The sequence below is a fragment of the Robertmurraya sp. FSL R5-0851 genome (genome assembly GCF_038002965.1).
Taxonomy (GTDB): Bacteria; Bacillota; Bacilli; order Bacillales; family Cytobacillaceae; genus Robertmurraya_A; species Robertmurraya_A beringensis.
In genome coordinates, this window is sequence record NZ_JBBOOE010000001.1 from 651,424 (window position 1) to 668,823 (window position 17,400).

Sequence of the window (17,400 nt, forward strand, 5' to 3'; positions counted from 1 at the left end):
ATAAATCTATTATAGACAATGGCTTTTTGATTTACTATTTTTTTGAATTTGAGATGAAAAAGAACGTTTAGTAATATTAATGTTATTACGATAGGAAATAGGTGTTCATGATGGGAAGAGTGATTGTAATAGGATCAGGAATATTAGGTGCCTCTGCAGCCTTTCACTTAGCGTCAAAGGGAGAGAGTGTTGTCTTGGTTGACCGTACCGAGGTGGGACAAGCCACAAATGCGGCAGCGGGAATTATTTGCCCATGGATTTCGCAAAGACGAAATAAGGCATGGTATGAGTTAGTAAAGCATGGTGCACGTTATTATCCTGAATTAGTTGATAAATTGTCCTCCTATGGAGTAAATCATACGGGATACCGAAAAGTTGGAGCCCTAAGCCTTCATACAAATGAGGAAAAACTGAGGCAAATGGCAGATAGGACCATCAAACGGAGAGAGGATGCACCAGAAATCGGCGAGGTGAACATCTTAACGTATGAAGAAACAAAAGAGGTGTTTCCTCTCGTAGCAGAAGGATATGGAGCGGTTTATGTTTCCGGTGGAGCGAGGGTAGACGGAAGGCTCATGCGTGATGCATTGGTAAAAGCTGCCGTTCAGCTCGGTACGGAATACGTAAGTGGGAATGCTTCACTCGTATGTGAAGATAGCCGTGTGAGTGGAGTGGTGGTTGATGGTAAGCAGTTTGAGGCGGATCAAGTGCTTGTCACGACAGGAGCTTGGGCACGAGAGGTGCTGGAGCCCGTTGGGGTGAAATTTCAAGTTTCGGGGCAAAAAGCGCAGATTGTCCATCTAGAATTACCAGGTGTGGATACGTCTAAGTGGCCCGTTGTTATGCCTCCGAATAATCAATATTTAGTCACGTTTGAAGATGGTCGGGTGGTCGTTGGCTCGACACATGAAGACCATAAAGAATTTGATACGAGAGTCACTGCTGGTGGGTTAAATGAAATTATCGGGAAAGCATTAGAGGTATTTCCGGGTTTAGAGGAAGCGACGGTACTTGAAACACGAGTGGGCTTTCGTCCATTTACCCTCGACTTTCTACCAGTGATTGGCCCTGTTCCCGGACTTAAGGGTGTTTTCGTCGCGAATGGACTCGGAGCCTCTGGCCTGACGAGCGGCCCGTTTTTGGGTGCCGAGCTCGCAAAGCTCGCTCTTGGAGAAGAAACCGTGCTGGATGTGAGTCGTTATGCGGTGGAGGGTGCGATTGGGGATTGATGGTTTTGAGGGTGCGCGAAGATAAGTTTCTTTCTTAAAATGATTCAAATCACATCAAAACAAAACGAATCAATATATGATGTAGTCATAAAGAAGGAAAGGAATGATCATGATGCAAAAACAAAGCTTATCTACCTTTATCACATATAATGAAGAAAAATTTACGAAACGAGTCATTTTTAAAGAAGGAGAGAGTACGGTATTCGTCTTAAACTTTTCGAAAAATCGGGCACTGCCCGCTCATAAACATCCTGGAACAAATGTGTTTATTCAGGTGATAGAGGGAGAAGGAACCTTCCATGTGGATGGAGAAAGCCTGGCTGTAGCTAGGCATGATGTGATTCATTTTTCTGGGGAAGAGGAAATGTCTTTTGTAAATGGTGGGGGTAATACTAGCTTGTATGTGATGCTAAACAAGATTCCAGATGAAAGATATGTAAAAGAAATCTAACAAAAAGGCTCACCAGACCTGGTGAGCTTCCTCATAATTTCTCCTCAGCGGTAGGACGCTTTCCGCCTAATTGCAGGCTAGCTTTTCCTTCTTCAAGAAGATGTTGAATGTCTTTAAATTTTACAAATCGCTTATTTTCATCATCAAAAAGCTTGAAGTGAATGGACTCAAGGCTTGTACCTAGAGTAACGGTTGTTGCTTTTTGTAATGGTGGTGTAGATTCATGTGCTTGTTCTAGATTATAGTTTGGAACCTTAGGTGCTAGATGATGCACATGGTGAAAGCCGATGTTTCCAGTTACCCATTGCAAAACCTTCGGAAGCTTGTAATAAGAGCTTCCTTCAACAGCTGCCTTCACATAGTTCCACTCTTCTTCGTGTTCAAAATAGCTGTCTTCATATTGATGTTGTACATAAAATAACCAAATTCCTAATGCTCCAGCAACAAACAAAATAGGAGCGTGGACAAGAAGGAAAGCTTTCCAACCAACTAACCAAATCATAAACGCATACAACACAACGATCGCGATATTGTTGAAATAAGTGTTGAGACGCTCTTTGCGTTTAGCATCCTTCACATTGATACGATTAGTCACTAGGAACAAGAATATCGGTCCTAGAACGAACATGACAAACGGATTGCGGTACATTCTGTATTGAAGGCGTTGAGCTGGTGTAGCAGCTAAATACTCTTCAACTGTCATTACCCAAATATCACCAATGCCACGCTTATCTAAATTTCCGCTTGTTGCATGGTGAATATTGTGACTTCGCTTCCACTGTTCATAAGGGAACATTGTTATAATTCCACTGATGTTACCAACGATCGCATTTGCTTTACGATTTCTAAAGAACGATTGGTGGCAGCAATCATGGAAAATGATAAAGATTCGAATCACAAATCCAGAAGCAACGATAGCAAGAGGCAATGTCAACCAATAAGAAATGGAAAGACTTGCGTACGCTAAATACCATAAACCGAAGAATGGGACAAAGGTGTTAATCATTTGTTTTATACTTTTACTTATATCTGACTTTTCAAAAGGGACTATGCTTTTTCTTAATTCAGCTGTTTTTTGCTTGCTCATAAAAGCCTCCTACAAGGTTTTAAATTTAACTACTGTTATTGTAGTCTTTATGAGCAGGTCATGAAAAGGCATAAATGTATAGAGTGGGACATGACAAATGTCATGTTGCAAGAAAAAATTTAAAGGGAATTACCGGAAAATCCTTCGACAATTCGAAAAATGCAGACATCTGTTTCATGAGCATATGTTTACATACGTTCCCTGTTTCAAGATATACTAATCTGTATACATTTGGATAGGAGGAAATAAAATGTGGCAGGATTTTAAGAAGTTTGCTTTAAAAGGAAATGTGATTGATCTGGCTGTCGGGGTGGTTATAGGTGCGGCGTTTGGAAAAATCGTTAGCTCACTTGTAGACAATATCCTTATGCCGATTGTTGGGCTCTTATTAGGGGGATTTGATTTTACGAACCTACAATATACATATGCTGATGCAACCATCAAGTATGGTCAATTCATACAAAATGTCGTTGATTTCTTTATCATTGCTTTTTCTATTTTCCTATTTGTGAAATTATTACAGAAGTTTAAAAAGAAGCAAGAAGTAAAAACGGAAGAAAAGGCACCAACAACGGAGGAAAAATTGCTTTCGGAAATTCGTGATATTTTAAAGGAACAACAGCAACAAAAGGGTGTGTAAAAAAGGAAAACTCGCCAAATTGGCGAGTTTCTTTATTAGAGTTGCTGATTCCCGCATCTAGGGTTAAGCACCTGAGCTGATAAATAGACGGGGAAATTCCGCTTATTGACTTTAAAAATTTGAAAATGAGGGTTTTTTCTTTGTATAATCGGAAAACCTCATCTTATTTACTCCGAAATGGGCTCCATTCTGTATCTAACCGGAAAACCTCCGCTTATTTTACTGAAAAGACTTATGCCAATTATCATTTTTTCGTTCGATTAGAGTCATGCTAATTTGTATACAAATACTTGGATATTAGTTAAAATAAATTACCAACTAATCCTATAATAAAGGTGTGATATAGATGTCAGCTGATGTTCGTACGATCCCAAAGCCACTTGTGCAAGTCAATCAGTCGGTTATTGTACTTACCGTTATCCTTACTTGGGTTACTAATATGGAATGGCTTTTATTGATTCCTCTACTCTCCGGTATATTTGGCGTTATTTTTCGAATAAATCCGATTATGGAGGTAACGAAGCGGTTTTTAAAAAAAGCACCATCAAAGTATCTGCAAGAAGATTGGGAGCAACAGCAGTTTAATCAAAAAATTGCTATTTTATGCTTAGGGGCAGGATTTATGGGGTTTGCCTTCAATCTGCCGGTGATAGGGTATATCTTTACCATTCTAGTCGCGGTTGCTGCAACCGTTGCCCTTTTAGGTTTTTGTATCGGTTGCTTTATTCATTATCAGTGGAAAATGTATCAGTATAGAAAAATGAAGAGTCAATCATAACTTGTAGGTAGGAGTCAGCGCTAATGCTGACTTTTTTTTACTTTTTCTAGGAACTTTTGGAGAATCTTGTCTAACGATTTATGGGCTGTGAGTGAGCTTTGGTCACCGTGGGTGCTAAGGGATTATGATAAAATGTAAACAAGTTTATTACATAAAAAGGGAGCAGAATAGGATGGGAGAAACTAAGAAGAAGCAAGAAATAATTAGCTGGGGTAAATCGGTGTTTATTGCTTTTGCTATCGTAGTCGTCGTTCGTACATTTGTCTTTGCTCCTTATATTGTGGATGGTGCCTCGATGGAACCCACGCTTCACGATCAAGAGAAAATATTTGTGAGCAAAGTCAATACAGACAAAATTGATCGTGAGGACATTGTGATTATTAAAGGAGAAGGCGAAAATTACGTTAAAAGAATTATAGGCTTGCCTGGAGATTTGATCGAAATTAGGGATGATCAGTTACTGATCAATGGTGATGTTCACAGCGAAGAGTATTTAGAAAGTAATCGAGAGCAGGCGCATGACCAAGGTAGTGTGTTAACAGGAGATTATGGACCTATTCTTGTACCGGAAGGGCATTATTTTGTATTAGGTGACAATCGACTTCGCAGTATGGACTCAAGAAACGGCCTTGGTTTTATTAAGAAGGAAAAGATTGTTGGCGTCAGTGAGTTTGTATTTTATCCATTTTCTGATGTTCGAACGGTACAGTAGTAATTAATTCCATTGACATAAAAGCGTTCATGAATTATTCTGGTAAAGCATTTTAATTAAATATTTTCCTCATCAGATAAAAGGTGAGGTAGAGGTTGCGAAAAGTAAGAGTAGATTGGATGAGAGCAAGAGAAGCTCCATGATGTCAGTTGAAAGGAATTTTCGCCGAAGCACTATAATTCTCTAATTATAGTAGCTGGGACTACATCGAATAGGTGTAGGACTGTCATAGCTCGTAAGCTATGTTGAACTATCCAGTGGCCTGATGCGGTTATTGTAAAACACACTGTACTCACGTTTTGGTGTGTTTTTTTTTATGTCTATAGGGACCTCTATTTTGAGAGTTGGGGAATAATTATAGAAAGGAATAATATCATGGGAAAACAAACGAAGTTAGGTTTATGGATACTAACGGCATTAGTCGTTGGAAATATGGTAGGTTCGGGTATCTTTATGTTGCCACGTTCACTGTCAGAAGCGGCAAGTCCGGCGGGTGTTCCCGAAAGATAGCGAGTTAACAGCAGAAATTAATGAAGCCATTAACGCGATCTATGAAAACGGAACATATGCAGAGATTTATAAAGAATGGTTTGGTTCTGAGCCGGACCTTGAAGATTTAAAAGCACAACAATAATTGGTTACTTGATTATTTAGGGCGTAACTCTTTTACATAGTGTTACGCCATTTTTTTCATCCTAGTAAAGGAGGAGTATGATGGACTTTCGTTTTGATCTCATCATGGACTATGCGCCATTGTTTTTAAAGGGAACCTTGCTTACCCTTGGTTTATCGCTCGCAGGAATTGTTATTGGAACAGCACTTGGTTTGGCCATTGGGTTAGGAAAAATGGTGAAAAACAAGTGGTTGTCACTACCTTTTGACTTATATATTACATTTTTTAGAGGAACTCCTTTATTTGTCCAGATTTTGCTCATTCACTTTGGTCTCGTTCCATTGTTTACAGGGAAGACGGAGCCAGTGACAGCGGCTATTCTTGCATTATCACTGAATGCAGCAGCATACATTGCAGAAATCTTCCGAGCTGGAATTCAATCGATTGACAAAGGGCAGATGGAAGCAGCTAGAACACTTGGTATGACTCATGTACAAGCTATGAGACACGTCATTCTGCCACAAGCGTTTAAGAGAATGATTCCTCCATTAGGAAATGAATTTATCGTACTTATTAAGGAATCCTCTTTAGCAGCGGTCATTGCGGCTCCAGAGATTATGTACTGGGGATGGGCTATGCAAGGACAATACTTCAAAGTTTGGGAACCGTATATTACGGTTGCAGTGATTTACCTCGTTATCACATTATCTTTGAGCTTCTTGTTAAACCGTCTTGAGAGGAGGTTATCAACAGAATGATTAAAGTAAGTAATCTAAAAAAATCATTTGGTACGAACGAAGTACTAAAATACATTAATGCTGAAATACAACCGCAAGAAGTGGTTGTGGTGATTGGACCATCTGGTTCAGGAAAGTCGACGTTTCTTCGCTGCTTGAATTTGTTAGAATCCGTAACCGACGGTCATGTATATATTGAAGGTGTCGACCTTACCGATAAAAGCGTGAATATTAATAAAGTAAGACAGAATGTAGGAATGGTATTTCAGCAATTTAACCTATTTCCACATAAAACGGTGATTGAAAATATTGTGATGGCACCAGTGAAGGTGAAGAAGGTCGATGAAGAAGTGGCTCGTCAAAAGGGTTTAGACCTTTTACGAAAAGTCGGTCTAGAAGATAAAGCTGATGCCTATCCTGATTCATTATCAGGTGGTCAAAAACAGCGTGTGGCGATTGCAAGAGCACTTGCAATGGAACCAAAAATCATGCTTTTTGATGAACCAACCTCTGCACTAGATCCAGAGATGGTCGGTGAGGTTCTAGAGGTAATGAAACAGCTAGCAAAAGAAGGCATGACCATGGTAGTGGTGACACATGAAATGGGGTTTGCTAGAGAAGTGGGCGATCGAGTCATCTTCATGGACGGCGGCTATATTGTGGAAGAAAATGTACCTGAAGAGCTGTTTACCAACCCGCAGCAGGAACGAACAAAATCATTTTTGAGTAAAGTACTGTAAAAGGATGTCACAGGACATCCTTTTTGCATAATTTGTTTTTATTGAGGCACAATAAGTTAAGACTCGTAGCTCAAAGAACAGAGCAACCTCTCGTATCCTTGATACGGGTAGCGTCGTTTATGAGTTAAAGTCCCATCGAGTCGGAAACACAGGTTCTAAGGGACCTGTGTTTTTTAATATCCCTTTACAAAATCTACAACATTAATCGGTGGCTTCTCACCATTTATATACTGTCGTAAGTTTGGCAAAAAGATATCTTCCACCACTCGACGGTCATAATATTCAGTTGAACCAGAAGTATGAGGAGTAACGATCACATTTTCCATTTCCCATAAAGGACTGTTCTCAGGGAGAGGTTCGACCTCAAATACATCTAATCCGGCCCCTGCGATTTCCCCGGTTTGAAGTGCCTGAATCAGATCCTCCTCCACCACAATTTCGCCACGACCAATATTAATGAAAAAGGAGTCAGGCTTCATGAGCTGAAATTGTTTCTTAGAGAATAATCCTTTTGTGTCCTTCGTTAAAGGGAGGGTAGAAACGACATAATCACATTGTGGAAGGACTGTCTCAAGTTCTGCTGTCGTGTACATTTCATCCACATGTTCCTCAGACAAATGGGAGTTCCTTACCCCGAGTACTTTCATTCCAAACGCCTTAGCGATCTTAGCTGTTTCCTTTCCAATGGCTCCGACACCGATAATACCAATCGTTTTTCCGTGGATCTCAAGCTTTAAGCCAGCATGATGCCAATGTTTTGAAGATTGATTTCGAACATAGGTATGAATATTCCGAGTAAGGGCAAGCATCAATCCGAAAATGGTTTCAGAAATGGGAAAGGCATGGACACCATTCGCGCTTGTCACTAGTACTCCGCGCTCATGAAGAGTGGGAAGAGGTAAATTATTCACACCGGCACTCCAAGTTTGCACCCATTTCAGAGTAGAGGAGTCTCCTAAAAGGTCTTTAATATCCTTTTTCCATCCTAAAATGATTTCAGCGGTAGGAATATGTTCTTTATAGATTTCTTTTCCCACAACAATTTCCCAGTCTGGTAAAACAGCTTGTATTTCGTTAACATATACTTGTTCCAGATTATGAGTAATGACAAGTTTTCTCAAAGAGTGGCACCTACTTTTTTGAAAATTTCGATATTCTAAATATAACATATAAAAGTAGTGACCCGCTAATCTGAGAAATATGATAAAGTAGTCTTTACATTCAAAAAGTCAGCAGTAAGGTGATAAAAGTGGAGAAAAAGCAAGTCGTGTACGACATTATGGAAGTATGTTTATTAGCAGGGAGAATCATGCTCCAAAGCGGGGCTGAAACATACCGAGTAGAAGACACAATGGAGAGAATCGCTCGAGCCTTTGGAGTTAGAGAGGCCCATTGTTTTGTCACACCAACAGGCATTATTTTTTCAATTGAAAGCACAGAGCCTACCAAAACAAAGCTTGTGCGCATTACAGAAAGAACAACGGATCTTCATAAAGTGGCTTTGGTAAACGGGGTTTCTCGTCGGATAACGAGTGGAGAGCTTGATATAGAGGATGCTTTTCGTGCGTTAACAGAGGTAGAGGAATCCCAATTAACGTATTCAACTACTATTCAAATCCTTGCAGCAGCAATGGCGAGTGGTTGCTTTTTAATTATGTTTAATGGTAGCTGGAACGATTTTCTGCCAGCCTGTCTAACAGGTGGGCTTGGGTTTACGAGTGTGATGTACTTTCACAGAATGGTCCCGATTAAGTTTTTTTCTGAGTTTATTGGTTCGATTATTATTGGTATTCTTTCCTTTTTATTTGTTCATATGGGTATAGGTGTAGAGTTAGATAAAATTATCATCGGATCTGTCATGCCGCTCGTTCCGGGTTTACTTTTAACCAATGCCGTTAGAGACTTAATGGCGGGACATTTGGTTTCAGGTATATCTAAAGGGGCAGAAGCGTTACTAACCGCTTTTGCGATCGGGTCAGGCATTGCTGTTGTATTATCATTTCTTTAAAAGGGGCGATAAGCCAATGTACATTCTTCAACATCTGCTATTTAGTTTTTTGGCCGCCGCCGCTTTTGGTATTATTTTTAACGCTCCTAAAACTTCCTTAATTCAATCCGGTTTTGTTGGGATGCTTGGATGGATTATATATATTCTCTTTACGATGAACGGTGCTGATGCAGTGAATGCTACGTTAGTGGCATCCTTCGTGATTGCTGTGGCCAGTCAGGTGTTTGCTAAGCTGTATCGAACGCCGATTATCATATTTATCGTTGCTGGAATCATCCCGCTTGTTCCGGGCGGAATGGCATATGATGCAATGCGAAACTTTGTTGAAAATGACTATAATATTGCGTTAGCCCTTGCGGCAAAAGCTTTCTTGATTTCAGGGGCGATTGCGATGGGAATCGTTTTTTCAGAAGTAATTAATCAGCTTATTCGAAAGACAGCCATCATCAGAAAGAGCTAAGACTGATTCAAGGATTTGCCAAGTTGGAATCCGAATGTCCCCTTCTCTTTTTGCTTACCCTATCAATAGGGGAGGTGTGATACCATGGCACAAGACGTTTTATGTGAAGTCAGTAATTGTGTGTACAACGAAGAAGGAATGAAGTGTGCGGCAGAGCAAATCTTCATTGTAAGCCATCGCGGTAAAGAAGCGGATACGAGCCGTGAAACAGATTGTAAAACATTCGAACCTGAAGGATTATAAGAATAAAAAGACAGCGCGAGCGAGCGCTGTCTTTTTATTTGCGTAAAAATAGAGTTTCGGAATTTCCTACCAAATCAGCATAATTCACCCACAAGTAACAAATGATATACAAAAGTGGCATGAGAGTTAATTTTTATCGGATAAGGATGATTGCTGTTGGTAACCTTTTTGTTTACTTTCTTATTGCTAGCCTCTATCGGAGTGATTACCATGTTTGATCTATATTTATATGAACGTTCGTTAATGTCAATTTTAAATGCAAATATTTTCTTTGAAAAAGGGACAAGTCAATGGATGTTGTTTGTGAATTTAATAGCCGGATTGATCTACGGTATGGTGGTAGATTACCGGTTTAGGAAAAGTAAAAAATCAAGTAAACCGTCATGAAAAATATACTTGTCGAGAAGTTGTCCCTTTGGCAATTATTTATATTGATTTTTATTTTTGAAATTGGAAGTGCGGCCGTAGTAAGTACGGGGAATGATGCAAACCAGGATGCTTGGATTGCGTTTGGATTAGCCATGTTCTTTGGGTTGGGGTTAGCCTTGATGTATTATTTTATGCTCTCAAGGTTACCGGGAAAAAATCTCTTTGAAATTTTCCAGTTTTGCTTTGGAAAGTGGTTAGGCAATTTATTCACTTTACTGTATATTATGTACTTTCTTTATATTGCTTCCCGTGTTCTTCGCGACTTTTGTGAACTGATAGTTTCGTTTATTTTTGACGAGACGCCGATTGAGTTTATAGCGATAACCATGTTACTCGTGATTATGTATATGTTGTATTTAGGAATTGAGGTAATGGGAAGAACCAGTGAAGTGTTCATGCCCTATTTTTTCTCCTTTATCATTATCATCGGTATAGCTGTTTTTATCACGGGTGAAATGGAATTTGAAAATTTGTTTCCGATTCTCGGCGATGGATTTAAACCGGTGATGAAAGCTGTTTTTCCACAGCTATTAACTTTTCCTTTTGGAGAATTAATTGCTTTTACGATGATTATCCCGTACACATCGAAATTTAAAAAAGCAAAAAAAGTAACTCTGCTTGCTGTTATGGCAAGTGGAGTCATGCTTATTTACAATGCTATCTTACAAATTACCACTCTTGGTGTAGAGGCGAGAGCAAGATCGAATTTTCCTCTGTTATCGTCGGCTCGGGAAATATCATTATTAGAGTTTATCGAACGGGTCGATCTCATCGTTGTTTTCATCGTTATGTTTGGAATTATTGTTAAAGTAAGTGTGTTTTTCTATGGAGCATTAAAAGGATTAGAGCTCATAAGCAATCGACCCTATCGGATGTACGTGGTACCGATTGGAACGATTATTGCATTTATCTCAGTGAAAATTAGTGATAATTTTGCTGAACATATTGAAGAGGGTCTAATCGTCGTTCCATTGTTTATGCATGTCCCGTTTCAATTATTTTTTCCGTTGATGGTCCTACCAATTCTCCTATGGAAAACAAGAAAGAGCAAGGAGGAAAGAAAATGAGTTTGTTCAGTTCATTGTTTTCAAGAAAAAAGAATAAGAACAACGGAAAACCAACAGAGGAAGAGCTTTTTGAACAGCAGGATGTACCAAAGCAATATTATAATCAAGTGGAAAAAAATAAAAAGCTTTTAGAAGAGCTGTTCAAGGGAACCTTTGACTTTAAGTGTGAACTCATTAAAATTGGAGGACAGAAAGCTTATATAACGTATTTAAGCACCATGACTGACAAAAATGAGCTGTCAAATCGAGTCATTCAGAGTGCAACTAATCATCCAAACGATAGTTCATTCAGTAATATGATTGAAATGAGAGAGCTTTATTTTCCTTCGATTGATTATAAAGTGGCGGAAAACTTTCATCGAGTGGTATGGGGGATATTAAACGGGGAAGCAATCATTATGGTCGATGGGTACTCTGAAGCACTTTCATTAGGGATTGGATTGCCAGAGCAACGGGCCATTTCAGAGCCTAGCACACAGACAATCATTCGTGGACCGAAGGACGGTTTTGTAGAAGGATTGCCAGTTAATCTGTTATTAGTCAGAAAGCGCCTGAAAAATCCTCGACTTAAGTTTGAAATTTTCCAAATGGGGAGGGATTCAAAAACCAATGTGGCACTTGGGTATATTAATGACATTGCCAATGAAGATCTCTTAAGAGAAGTAAGAAAACGATTGAATCAGATCGATGTAGGTGCCTTACTGGATTCAGGAAATGTCGAAGAATTTATTGTCGATAAAACCCTTACTCCCTTTCCACTCGTGTATAACACCGAACGACCTGATAGTATTTGCGGACACTTATTAGAGGGGAAAATGGCCATATTTGTAGATGGTAGCCCCTTTGTATTAACGGTACCCACTCTATTTATTGATTTTTTTCAGGCATCCGAGGATTATTATCAGCCATTTATTATGCCAAGTTTTATTAGGATCGTTAGATATTCGTCTTTCATGTTTGCCCTTTTATTTCCATCCTTATATGTTGCTATTTCCACCTTTCACCATGAACTTATGCCCACACAGTTATTGATTAGTGTTCAAGCACAACGGGAGGGTGTACCATTCCCGGCTGTTATTGAAATCATGATTATGGAGCTTTCCTTTGAAGTGTTGAGAGAAGCTGGAGTACGGATGCCAAGGGTGGTTGGGCAAACTGTTTCTATTGTTGGGGCACTCGTTATAGGGCAAGCGGCTGCAGAGGCGGGGCTGGTGTCAAATGTTCTCATTATTGTCGTCGCTTTTACCGCTATTGCTAGCTTTGTATCACCTATCTATAGCTTTTCTATTGCCACGCGCTTGCTCCGTTTTGTTGTTATTTTTATCGCGGCCTTTATCGGGTTATATGGTGTTCTATTATTTTTAATCGTTATGGTTATTCATTTAGTCAGTCTTCGGTCCTTTGGTATTCCCTATTTGGCACCAGTGGCACCGTTTCAACCAAGAAATCAGGATGATGTATTTGTTCGTGTGCCGATATGGTTAAATAAAAATCGACCTTCGTATTTATATCCAAAATCACCTGTCAGAAGTGAAGAAAATAATCAGCCAAGTCCTCCAGACCAACCATTAGGAGGACAAAAATGAAAATCAAACATGCATTATCCATATGGGGATGTGTCGTTATGTTAGCCGGCTGTTGGGATCGAATTGAATTGAACGATGTTTCCATTGTCACAGGGCTTGCGGTTGATGAGGGAAAGAACAGTAAATACAGATTAACCATCGAGATCGTGAATGCAGCTCAATTTTCAAAAAATCAAATGGGTGGGCAGGCTACTCCGGCCTTAACTTACTCACTTGAAGGAAATTCGGTATCTGAGCTTCTCCATAAAATGAATATTGGAATGACAAGACGATTAATTTTTTCACACACGAGGGTTTTATATATCAGTGAAGAAATTGCAAAGAAAGGGATATTGGAATTTATTGATTATCTTGATCGAAGTGGTCAGTTTCGTAATGACTTTAACATCATGGTAACAAAAGGTGAAAAAGCAGAAGAATTTGCAAAGGTGACATATCCCACCCAAAAGGTTCCATCTTTAAAAATACACAGACAAACACAATCTTTTAATGAAGAGTGGGGAGGAGACCCGGGAGTAAGACTGACCGATTTTATTTCCGCTTTAACATCCAAGGGTCGCAATCCTGTATCAGCTACATTAGTGCTTACAGGGGACCCCAAAAAAGGAGCAAGCTCTGAAAATAATATGAAGACGGAAATGGATGCGCTTGTAGAAATGGATGGGATGGCTGTTTTCCGAGACGACCGATTAGTTGGATATTTAAGTGTGGACGAAACAAGAAATTACTACTGGACGCAAAAGCTAAAGAAAACCAGTATGAGTATACCTTGTTCGGGCGAGGAAAAAAAACCTGAGGATGAAAGGTATATCGCTGTAACTGTGACAGAAACACATAACAAACTAAAAGTCGATTTCGAGAATGGCAAGCCTGTTTTAAAGGTGATAATCAATGGTGAAACAAGAATTGAAGCCACTCAATGTATGAATGATTTGACCAAAATTGGAACATACGAGGATTTTGAAAAGAAAATCAATCGTTATGTAGCAAACGATATAAAGGAAACAATCAAGAAAGTTCAAACAGAGTTTGGTGTTGATATATTTGGTTTTGGAGAGGCATTGAATCGTCAACATCATAAAGAGTACAAAAAAGTGGAAGATCACTGGGATGAAGTATTTGCACAAGCTGACGTAGAAGTTGATACCAATCTTCATTTAAGAAGATCTGGTGTTAGAGGGAAAACCTTTATTACAGAAATTCCAAGAGAATAGACATTGTGGGGTCTTTCCGCTAGTATTTATATAGGTTTATAAGAGAAGAGCTGAAATAGATCAGCTTTGATTAAAGGAGAAGCATATGAGTACGACAATTGTAAACGAGCTACAGCCATTTATACAAGATGTATGGACAAAAGAAGGATTTAAGGAGTTAACGAGTGTTCAGACAAAAGCCGTTCCTTTTATCGTAGAAGGGAAAGATGTGATAGCGGAGTCACCAACAGGGACGGGAAAAACACTAGCGTATCTTCTACCGGTATTAAATAAAATTGATCCAGAGAAACGAACGATTCAAGCAGTCATTATGGCTTCCTCGCAGGAGCTTGTTATGCAAATCCTTTCTGAGATCCAAAAATGGAGTGAAGGAAGCGGAATTCGTTCTGCCTCTTTTATCGGAGGAGCAAACGTCAAGCGCCAGCTCGAAAAGCTAAAGAAACAGCCCCATATTATTGCGGGAACCCCTGGACGGATGATGGAACTGATTGCACAAAAGAAAATCAAAATGCATGAGGTAAAAACGATTGTACTGGACGAAGGTGACCAGCTTTTAACAAAGGAGCATCTACAGACAGTAAAGAATATTGTAAAATCCTCTCAGGCGGATCGCCAAGTGGTTCTATTTTCAGCGACTCTTCCGGAGCATTCTGTGACTTTAGCGAAGGAATTAACGAAGGATGCTGAGGTTATTAAAGTAACAAAAGATGAGACGATTGAGTCTGGTAGGGTTGACCATGTGTATTTTGCTGCGGAACAACGCGATAAAATTAAGCTGCTTGAAAAAATATCGCGCTTGGAAGAGGTAAGTGTCCTAGTATTCATTAAAGATATCGGAAACCTGAATGTAGTATCAGAAAAGCTTGCCTTTCAACATGTAAAAGCATCTGTTTTACATAGTGATTTAAACAAGGACAAACGTAAAAATGCTTTGAAGGATTTTCGAACAGGCAAGGTGAATATGCTGCTTGCTACGGATGTTGCAGCAAGAGGGTTAGACATAAAAGGCATCACACATGTGGTTCATTATGATTTCCCTAGAGATATTGAGCAATATGTACATCGATCAGGACGTACAGGAAGATTTGGTGCAGAAGGTACGGTTATTTCTTTAGTAAATGAACGTGAGGAAAGAGATTTAAAGAGATTTTCTAGAGAGTTAAAAAAGGGTGTTGTAAAAAAGGTGTTTTTTAAAGGTCAAATGGTGGATGCGGATTCAAGAAAGTAAGATGCAAGGAGTGGGAGGAATTCCCACTCCTTGTTGTATAATAAAGCTATATTTTAAAAAAAGGGGTTGGAGGAATGGAGAGTCCACGTTTACATAAAGCTTATGAAGAATGGCTTGAAGAAGCAACGATCGATCTAATTCAGGAAAAAATGGCTTCTGGTGAGTTGACTTCAAAAGATCATTCACCGGAACTGCTTATAGTGAACCAACTCTAATTAAGCTTGGTTTTGCGTTTGAGCAAGCCACCAAGCACAGAAAACCTCCAGTTTTCGAATAAGGTGTGGGCTTGCTTCTCATACTACTTATGTAAGTATCCTCTTTTTAAAAGGAGATGTTTTACATGGGAAGAACAAAGCTTGGAAATTCCAATGCACAGCGTAATAACAACAGAAAGCAACCACAAACGAGCTCAGAGCTTGTTGAGTTTACAACAACAGAAAAAAAGGACATTCACCGTAATCGTCCGACGAATCAATAACAAAAGAACTGGCCGAATTGCTTCGGCCAGTTTTTAATCCAATTCCACTTTTTTAAGTGGTTTATTCGCAGGACCTTCTACGACTTCCCCATCATAAGAAAAACGTGATCCGTGACAAGGGCAATCCCATGTACGGTCTCCGTGATTCCATTCCACCTCACAGCCTAGATGAGTACAGGTTGTGTCTACCAGATGCAGGCAGCCCTCGTGATCGCGATAAGCACCGGCGCGCTCGCCTTTCACCATCACCACTGCTCCTTCATCTACCTCCACCTCACCTGGTTCTTTCCCCACATACTCAAGCTTTCCTTTGACCAAATGCTTTGCAACGTCCGCATTAATCTTAATGAATTTTTTGATATCCGGATCGGAATCGAAACGTTGAGGAGCATAGAAGTCCCGGTATTTATTATCTTTTCCGAGGATCGAATCTGCGAGGACAAGTGCTGCCTGCGTCCCGTTCGTCATGCCCCATTTACGGTAGCCCGTAGCAATATGAATATTGGAATTTTTCTCCGTAACCGGTCCAATATAAGGAATTTTATCTAATGTAATCAGATCCTGAGCAGACCAGCGGTACTTGTACTCTTTAATACCGAATACATCATGAGCAAACTCCTCTAGCGCCAAATAATGCTTCATGGTGTCCACACCTTGTCCAGTTTTATGACCGTCACCACTGACAAGAACAAGCTGTTCTCCATTCTCTAGAGGGGTAGACCTTAACGAGCGAGTAGGTGAGTCGGCACTATAAAACATGCCACCAGGAAACTCTTTTTGCGTGGTTACCGCAACGATATAAGAGCGTTTCACTTCAAGGCGAGTAAAATAAAAACCATTTTTATCCACAAACGGGAAATGAGACGCTGCAATAACATGATCGCAGGATACTTTTTTCCCGTTTCTTAAAACCACCTGAGGCTGAGAGCCTTCCTCTACATCTGTAGCGGTTACATTTTCGTAAACAACTCCACCAGCTTCAATAAATTTACGTAAAAGTACATTCAAGTACTTGAGTGGATGGAACTGGGCCTGATCAGGCATGACAAGAGTAGACATGGATTTAATATTAAAGGGAAGTGGTTTTTCTGTTAACTCCCCACGTATGCCTAGCTTACGATAGGCATCTGCCTCTTCTTCCACTGTATAGGCTTTTTGCTCTGAAACGGCATAAATAATAGCCTCTTGGGTTGAAAAATCGCACTCGATGCTATGTTCTTTTACCATTTGATTGATAAACTCAAGAGCGTCAGCAGAGCCCTGATAATACATTTTCGCTCGTTCTTCGCCAAAATTTTGGAGCAATTCATTATATATTAATCCATGCTGAGCTGTTATTTTTGCCGTCGTATGACCAGTCGTTCCATTTAGAACCCTCCCAGCTTCAAGAATGGCAACTTTTAAGCCTTCCTTAGCTAATAGATATCCCGCTGTGATACCGGTGATCCCCGCTCCAACAATAGCCACATCCACATGGATATCCTCGATTAAAGAATTGTAAATCGGTAAATCCATGTCTCTCCAATAAGGCTCTGGAAAGCGGGGCATTTCATAGTCCTTCATAGACATAGCCGTTCCTCCTCAAATCTTCTAGATGAACATAATTTTTCCAATTGAGATAGAAATATGTATCGAAGAAAGGACAATTTTCCAAGCGAACCATTTGGTTTTGCACATACTAAAAGAAACCGAACTTAAGG

22 protein-coding genes and 1 riboswitch are annotated in these 17,400 nt (G+C 39.8%); of the genes, 19 read left to right on the top strand and 3 right to left on the bottom strand.

From position 1 onward, the window contains the following. The first annotated feature begins 110 nt into the window (after positions 1 to 110). Positions 111 to 1,229 (top strand): NAD(P)/FAD-dependent oxidoreductase, encoded by a 1,119-nt coding sequence (locus tag MKX65_RS03370; protein WP_340906152.1) that lies wholly within the window; start codon positions 111 to 113, stop codon positions 1,227 to 1,229. 103 nt (positions 1,230 to 1,332) lie between these two features. Continuing rightward, positions 1,333 to 1,680: a cupin domain-containing protein gene (locus MKX65_RS03375; RefSeq protein WP_340902323.1), complete on the top strand. Its 348-nt coding sequence runs from the start codon at positions 1,333 to 1,335 to the stop codon at positions 1,678 to 1,680. 31 nt (positions 1,681 to 1,711) lie between these two features. Here MKX65_RS03375 and MKX65_RS03380 read toward each other — a convergent pair whose 3' ends face one another. Next, positions 1,712 to 2,767 carry a fatty acid desaturase gene (locus MKX65_RS03380; RefSeq protein ID WP_340902324.1) on the bottom strand — a complete coding sequence of 352 codons (1,056 nt, stop codon included), beginning with the start codon at positions 2,765 to 2,767 and terminating at the stop codon, positions 1,712 to 1,714. 250 nt (positions 2,768 to 3,017) lie between these two features. On the opposite strand from MKX65_RS03380, the gene mscL reads away from it, so the two are divergent. The 7 genes from mscL to MKX65_RS03415 all read left to right on the top strand — a co-directional run bounded on the left by mscL (position 3,018) and on the right by MKX65_RS03415 (position 6,987). Beyond that, on the top strand, positions 3,018 to 3,407 hold the full coding sequence (gene mscL, locus MKX65_RS03385; protein WP_160547260.1) for a large conductance mechanosensitive channel protein MscL: 390 nt from the start codon (positions 3,018 to 3,020) through the stop codon (positions 3,405 to 3,407). A 346-nt stretch (positions 3,408 to 3,753) separates the two neighbouring features. Continuing rightward, positions 3,754 to 4,185: a DUF4395 domain-containing protein gene (locus MKX65_RS03390; RefSeq protein ID WP_340902326.1), complete on the top strand. Its 432-nt coding sequence runs from the start codon at positions 3,754 to 3,756 to the stop codon at positions 4,183 to 4,185. 172 nt (positions 4,186 to 4,357) lie between these two features. After that, positions 4,358 to 4,897, top strand: a complete 540-nt coding sequence (gene lepB / locus MKX65_RS03395) for a signal peptidase I (protein ID WP_340902328.1) — start codon at positions 4,358 to 4,360, stop codon at positions 4,895 to 4,897. Between the two features lie 81 nt (positions 4,898 to 4,978). Then, positions 4,979 to 5,158, top strand: a riboswitch (Lysine riboswitch). 114 nt (positions 5,159 to 5,272) lie between these two features. Beyond that, positions 5,273 to 5,407, top strand: a complete 135-nt coding sequence (locus tag MKX65_RS03400; protein WP_340906380.1) for a hypothetical protein — start codon at positions 5,273 to 5,275, stop codon at positions 5,405 to 5,407. Then, positions 5,391 to 5,531: a transporter substrate-binding domain-containing protein gene (locus tag MKX65_RS03405; protein WP_340902329.1), complete on the top strand. Its 141-nt coding sequence runs from the start codon at positions 5,391 to 5,393 to the stop codon at positions 5,529 to 5,531. The genes MKX65_RS03400 and MKX65_RS03405 overlap by 17 nt, the downstream gene beginning before the upstream one ends. Before the next feature lie 80 nt (positions 5,532 to 5,611). Further along, entirely contained in the window at positions 5,612 to 6,268 is a 657-nt protein-coding gene (locus MKX65_RS03410; RefSeq protein WP_340902330.1) for an amino acid ABC transporter permease, read from the top strand. Continuing rightward, the gene (locus MKX65_RS03415; protein WP_340902331.1) at positions 6,265 to 6,987 is read left to right on the top strand and encodes an amino acid ABC transporter ATP-binding protein; all 723 of its coding nucleotides are present in this window, start codon (positions 6,265 to 6,267) and stop codon (positions 6,985 to 6,987) included. Before MKX65_RS03410 ends, MKX65_RS03415 begins: the two co-directional genes overlap by 4 nt. A 173-nt stretch (positions 6,988 to 7,160) precedes the next feature. Here MKX65_RS03415 and MKX65_RS03420 read toward each other — a convergent pair whose 3' ends face one another. Next, a complete protein-coding gene (locus tag MKX65_RS03420; RefSeq protein WP_340902332.1) occupies positions 7,161 to 8,156 on the bottom strand; it encodes a D-2-hydroxyacid dehydrogenase in 996 nt (331 codons plus the stop codon). Positions 8,157 to 8,266: 110 nt separating this feature from the next. On the opposite strand from MKX65_RS03420, the gene MKX65_RS03425 reads away from it, so the two are divergent. From MKX65_RS03425 to MKX65_RS03470, 10 genes are all read left to right on the top strand, one after another. Then, positions 8,267 to 8,995 carry a threonine/serine exporter family protein gene (locus MKX65_RS03425; RefSeq protein ID WP_340906153.1) on the top strand — a complete coding sequence of 243 codons (729 nt, stop codon included), beginning with the start codon at positions 8,267 to 8,269 and terminating at the stop codon, positions 8,993 to 8,995. Between the two features lie 16 nt (positions 8,996 to 9,011). Next, positions 9,012 to 9,455, top strand: coding sequence for a threonine/serine exporter family protein (locus MKX65_RS03430; protein WP_160547250.1), 444 nt, complete (start codon positions 9,012 to 9,014; stop codon positions 9,453 to 9,455). A gap of 84 nt (positions 9,456 to 9,539) precedes the next feature. Next, complete coding sequence (locus MKX65_RS03435) at positions 9,540 to 9,698, top strand: DUF1540 domain-containing protein (RefSeq protein WP_340902336.1); 159 nt, start codon at positions 9,540 to 9,542, stop codon at positions 9,696 to 9,698. A gap of 210 nt (positions 9,699 to 9,908) precedes the next feature. Then, entirely contained in the window at positions 9,909 to 10,085 is a 177-nt protein-coding gene (locus MKX65_RS03440; RefSeq protein WP_160547248.1) for a hypothetical protein, read from the top strand. Then, the gene (locus tag MKX65_RS03445) at positions 10,082 to 11,194 is read left to right on the top strand and encodes a GerAB/ArcD/ProY family transporter (protein WP_340902339.1); all 1,113 of its coding nucleotides are present in this window, start codon (positions 10,082 to 10,084) and stop codon (positions 11,192 to 11,194) included. The genes MKX65_RS03440 and MKX65_RS03445 overlap by 4 nt, the downstream gene beginning before the upstream one ends. After that, entirely contained in the window at positions 11,191 to 12,780 is a 1,590-nt protein-coding gene (locus MKX65_RS03450; RefSeq protein WP_340902341.1) for a spore germination protein, read from the top strand. The genes MKX65_RS03445 and MKX65_RS03450 overlap by 4 nt, the downstream gene beginning before the upstream one ends. After that, complete coding sequence (locus tag MKX65_RS03455; protein ID WP_340902343.1) at positions 12,777 to 13,994, top strand: Ger(x)C family spore germination protein; 1,218 nt, start codon at positions 12,777 to 12,779, stop codon at positions 13,992 to 13,994. The genes MKX65_RS03450 and MKX65_RS03455 overlap by 4 nt, the downstream gene beginning before the upstream one ends. 85 nt (positions 13,995 to 14,079) lie before the next feature. Then, a complete protein-coding gene (locus MKX65_RS03460; RefSeq protein WP_340902345.1) occupies positions 14,080 to 15,222 on the top strand; it encodes a DEAD/DEAH box helicase in 1,143 nt (380 codons plus the stop codon). Positions 15,223 to 15,296: 74 nt separating this feature from the next. After that, positions 15,297 to 15,437 carry a hypothetical protein gene (locus MKX65_RS03465; RefSeq protein ID WP_340902348.1) on the top strand — a complete coding sequence of 47 codons (141 nt, stop codon included), beginning with the start codon at positions 15,297 to 15,299 and terminating at the stop codon, positions 15,435 to 15,437. A gap of 125 nt (positions 15,438 to 15,562) precedes the next feature. Then, entirely contained in the window at positions 15,563 to 15,700 is a 138-nt protein-coding gene (locus MKX65_RS03470; protein WP_340902350.1) for a hypothetical protein, read from the top strand. Positions 15,701 to 15,733: 33 nt separating this feature from the next. Here MKX65_RS03470 and MKX65_RS03475 read toward each other — a convergent pair whose 3' ends face one another. Beyond that, the gene (locus tag MKX65_RS03475) at positions 15,734 to 17,263 is read right to left on the bottom strand and encodes an FAD-dependent oxidoreductase (RefSeq protein WP_445677941.1); all 1,530 of its coding nucleotides are present in this window, start codon (positions 17,261 to 17,263) and stop codon (positions 15,734 to 15,736) included. Positions 17,264 to 17,400 lie beyond the last annotated feature (137 nt).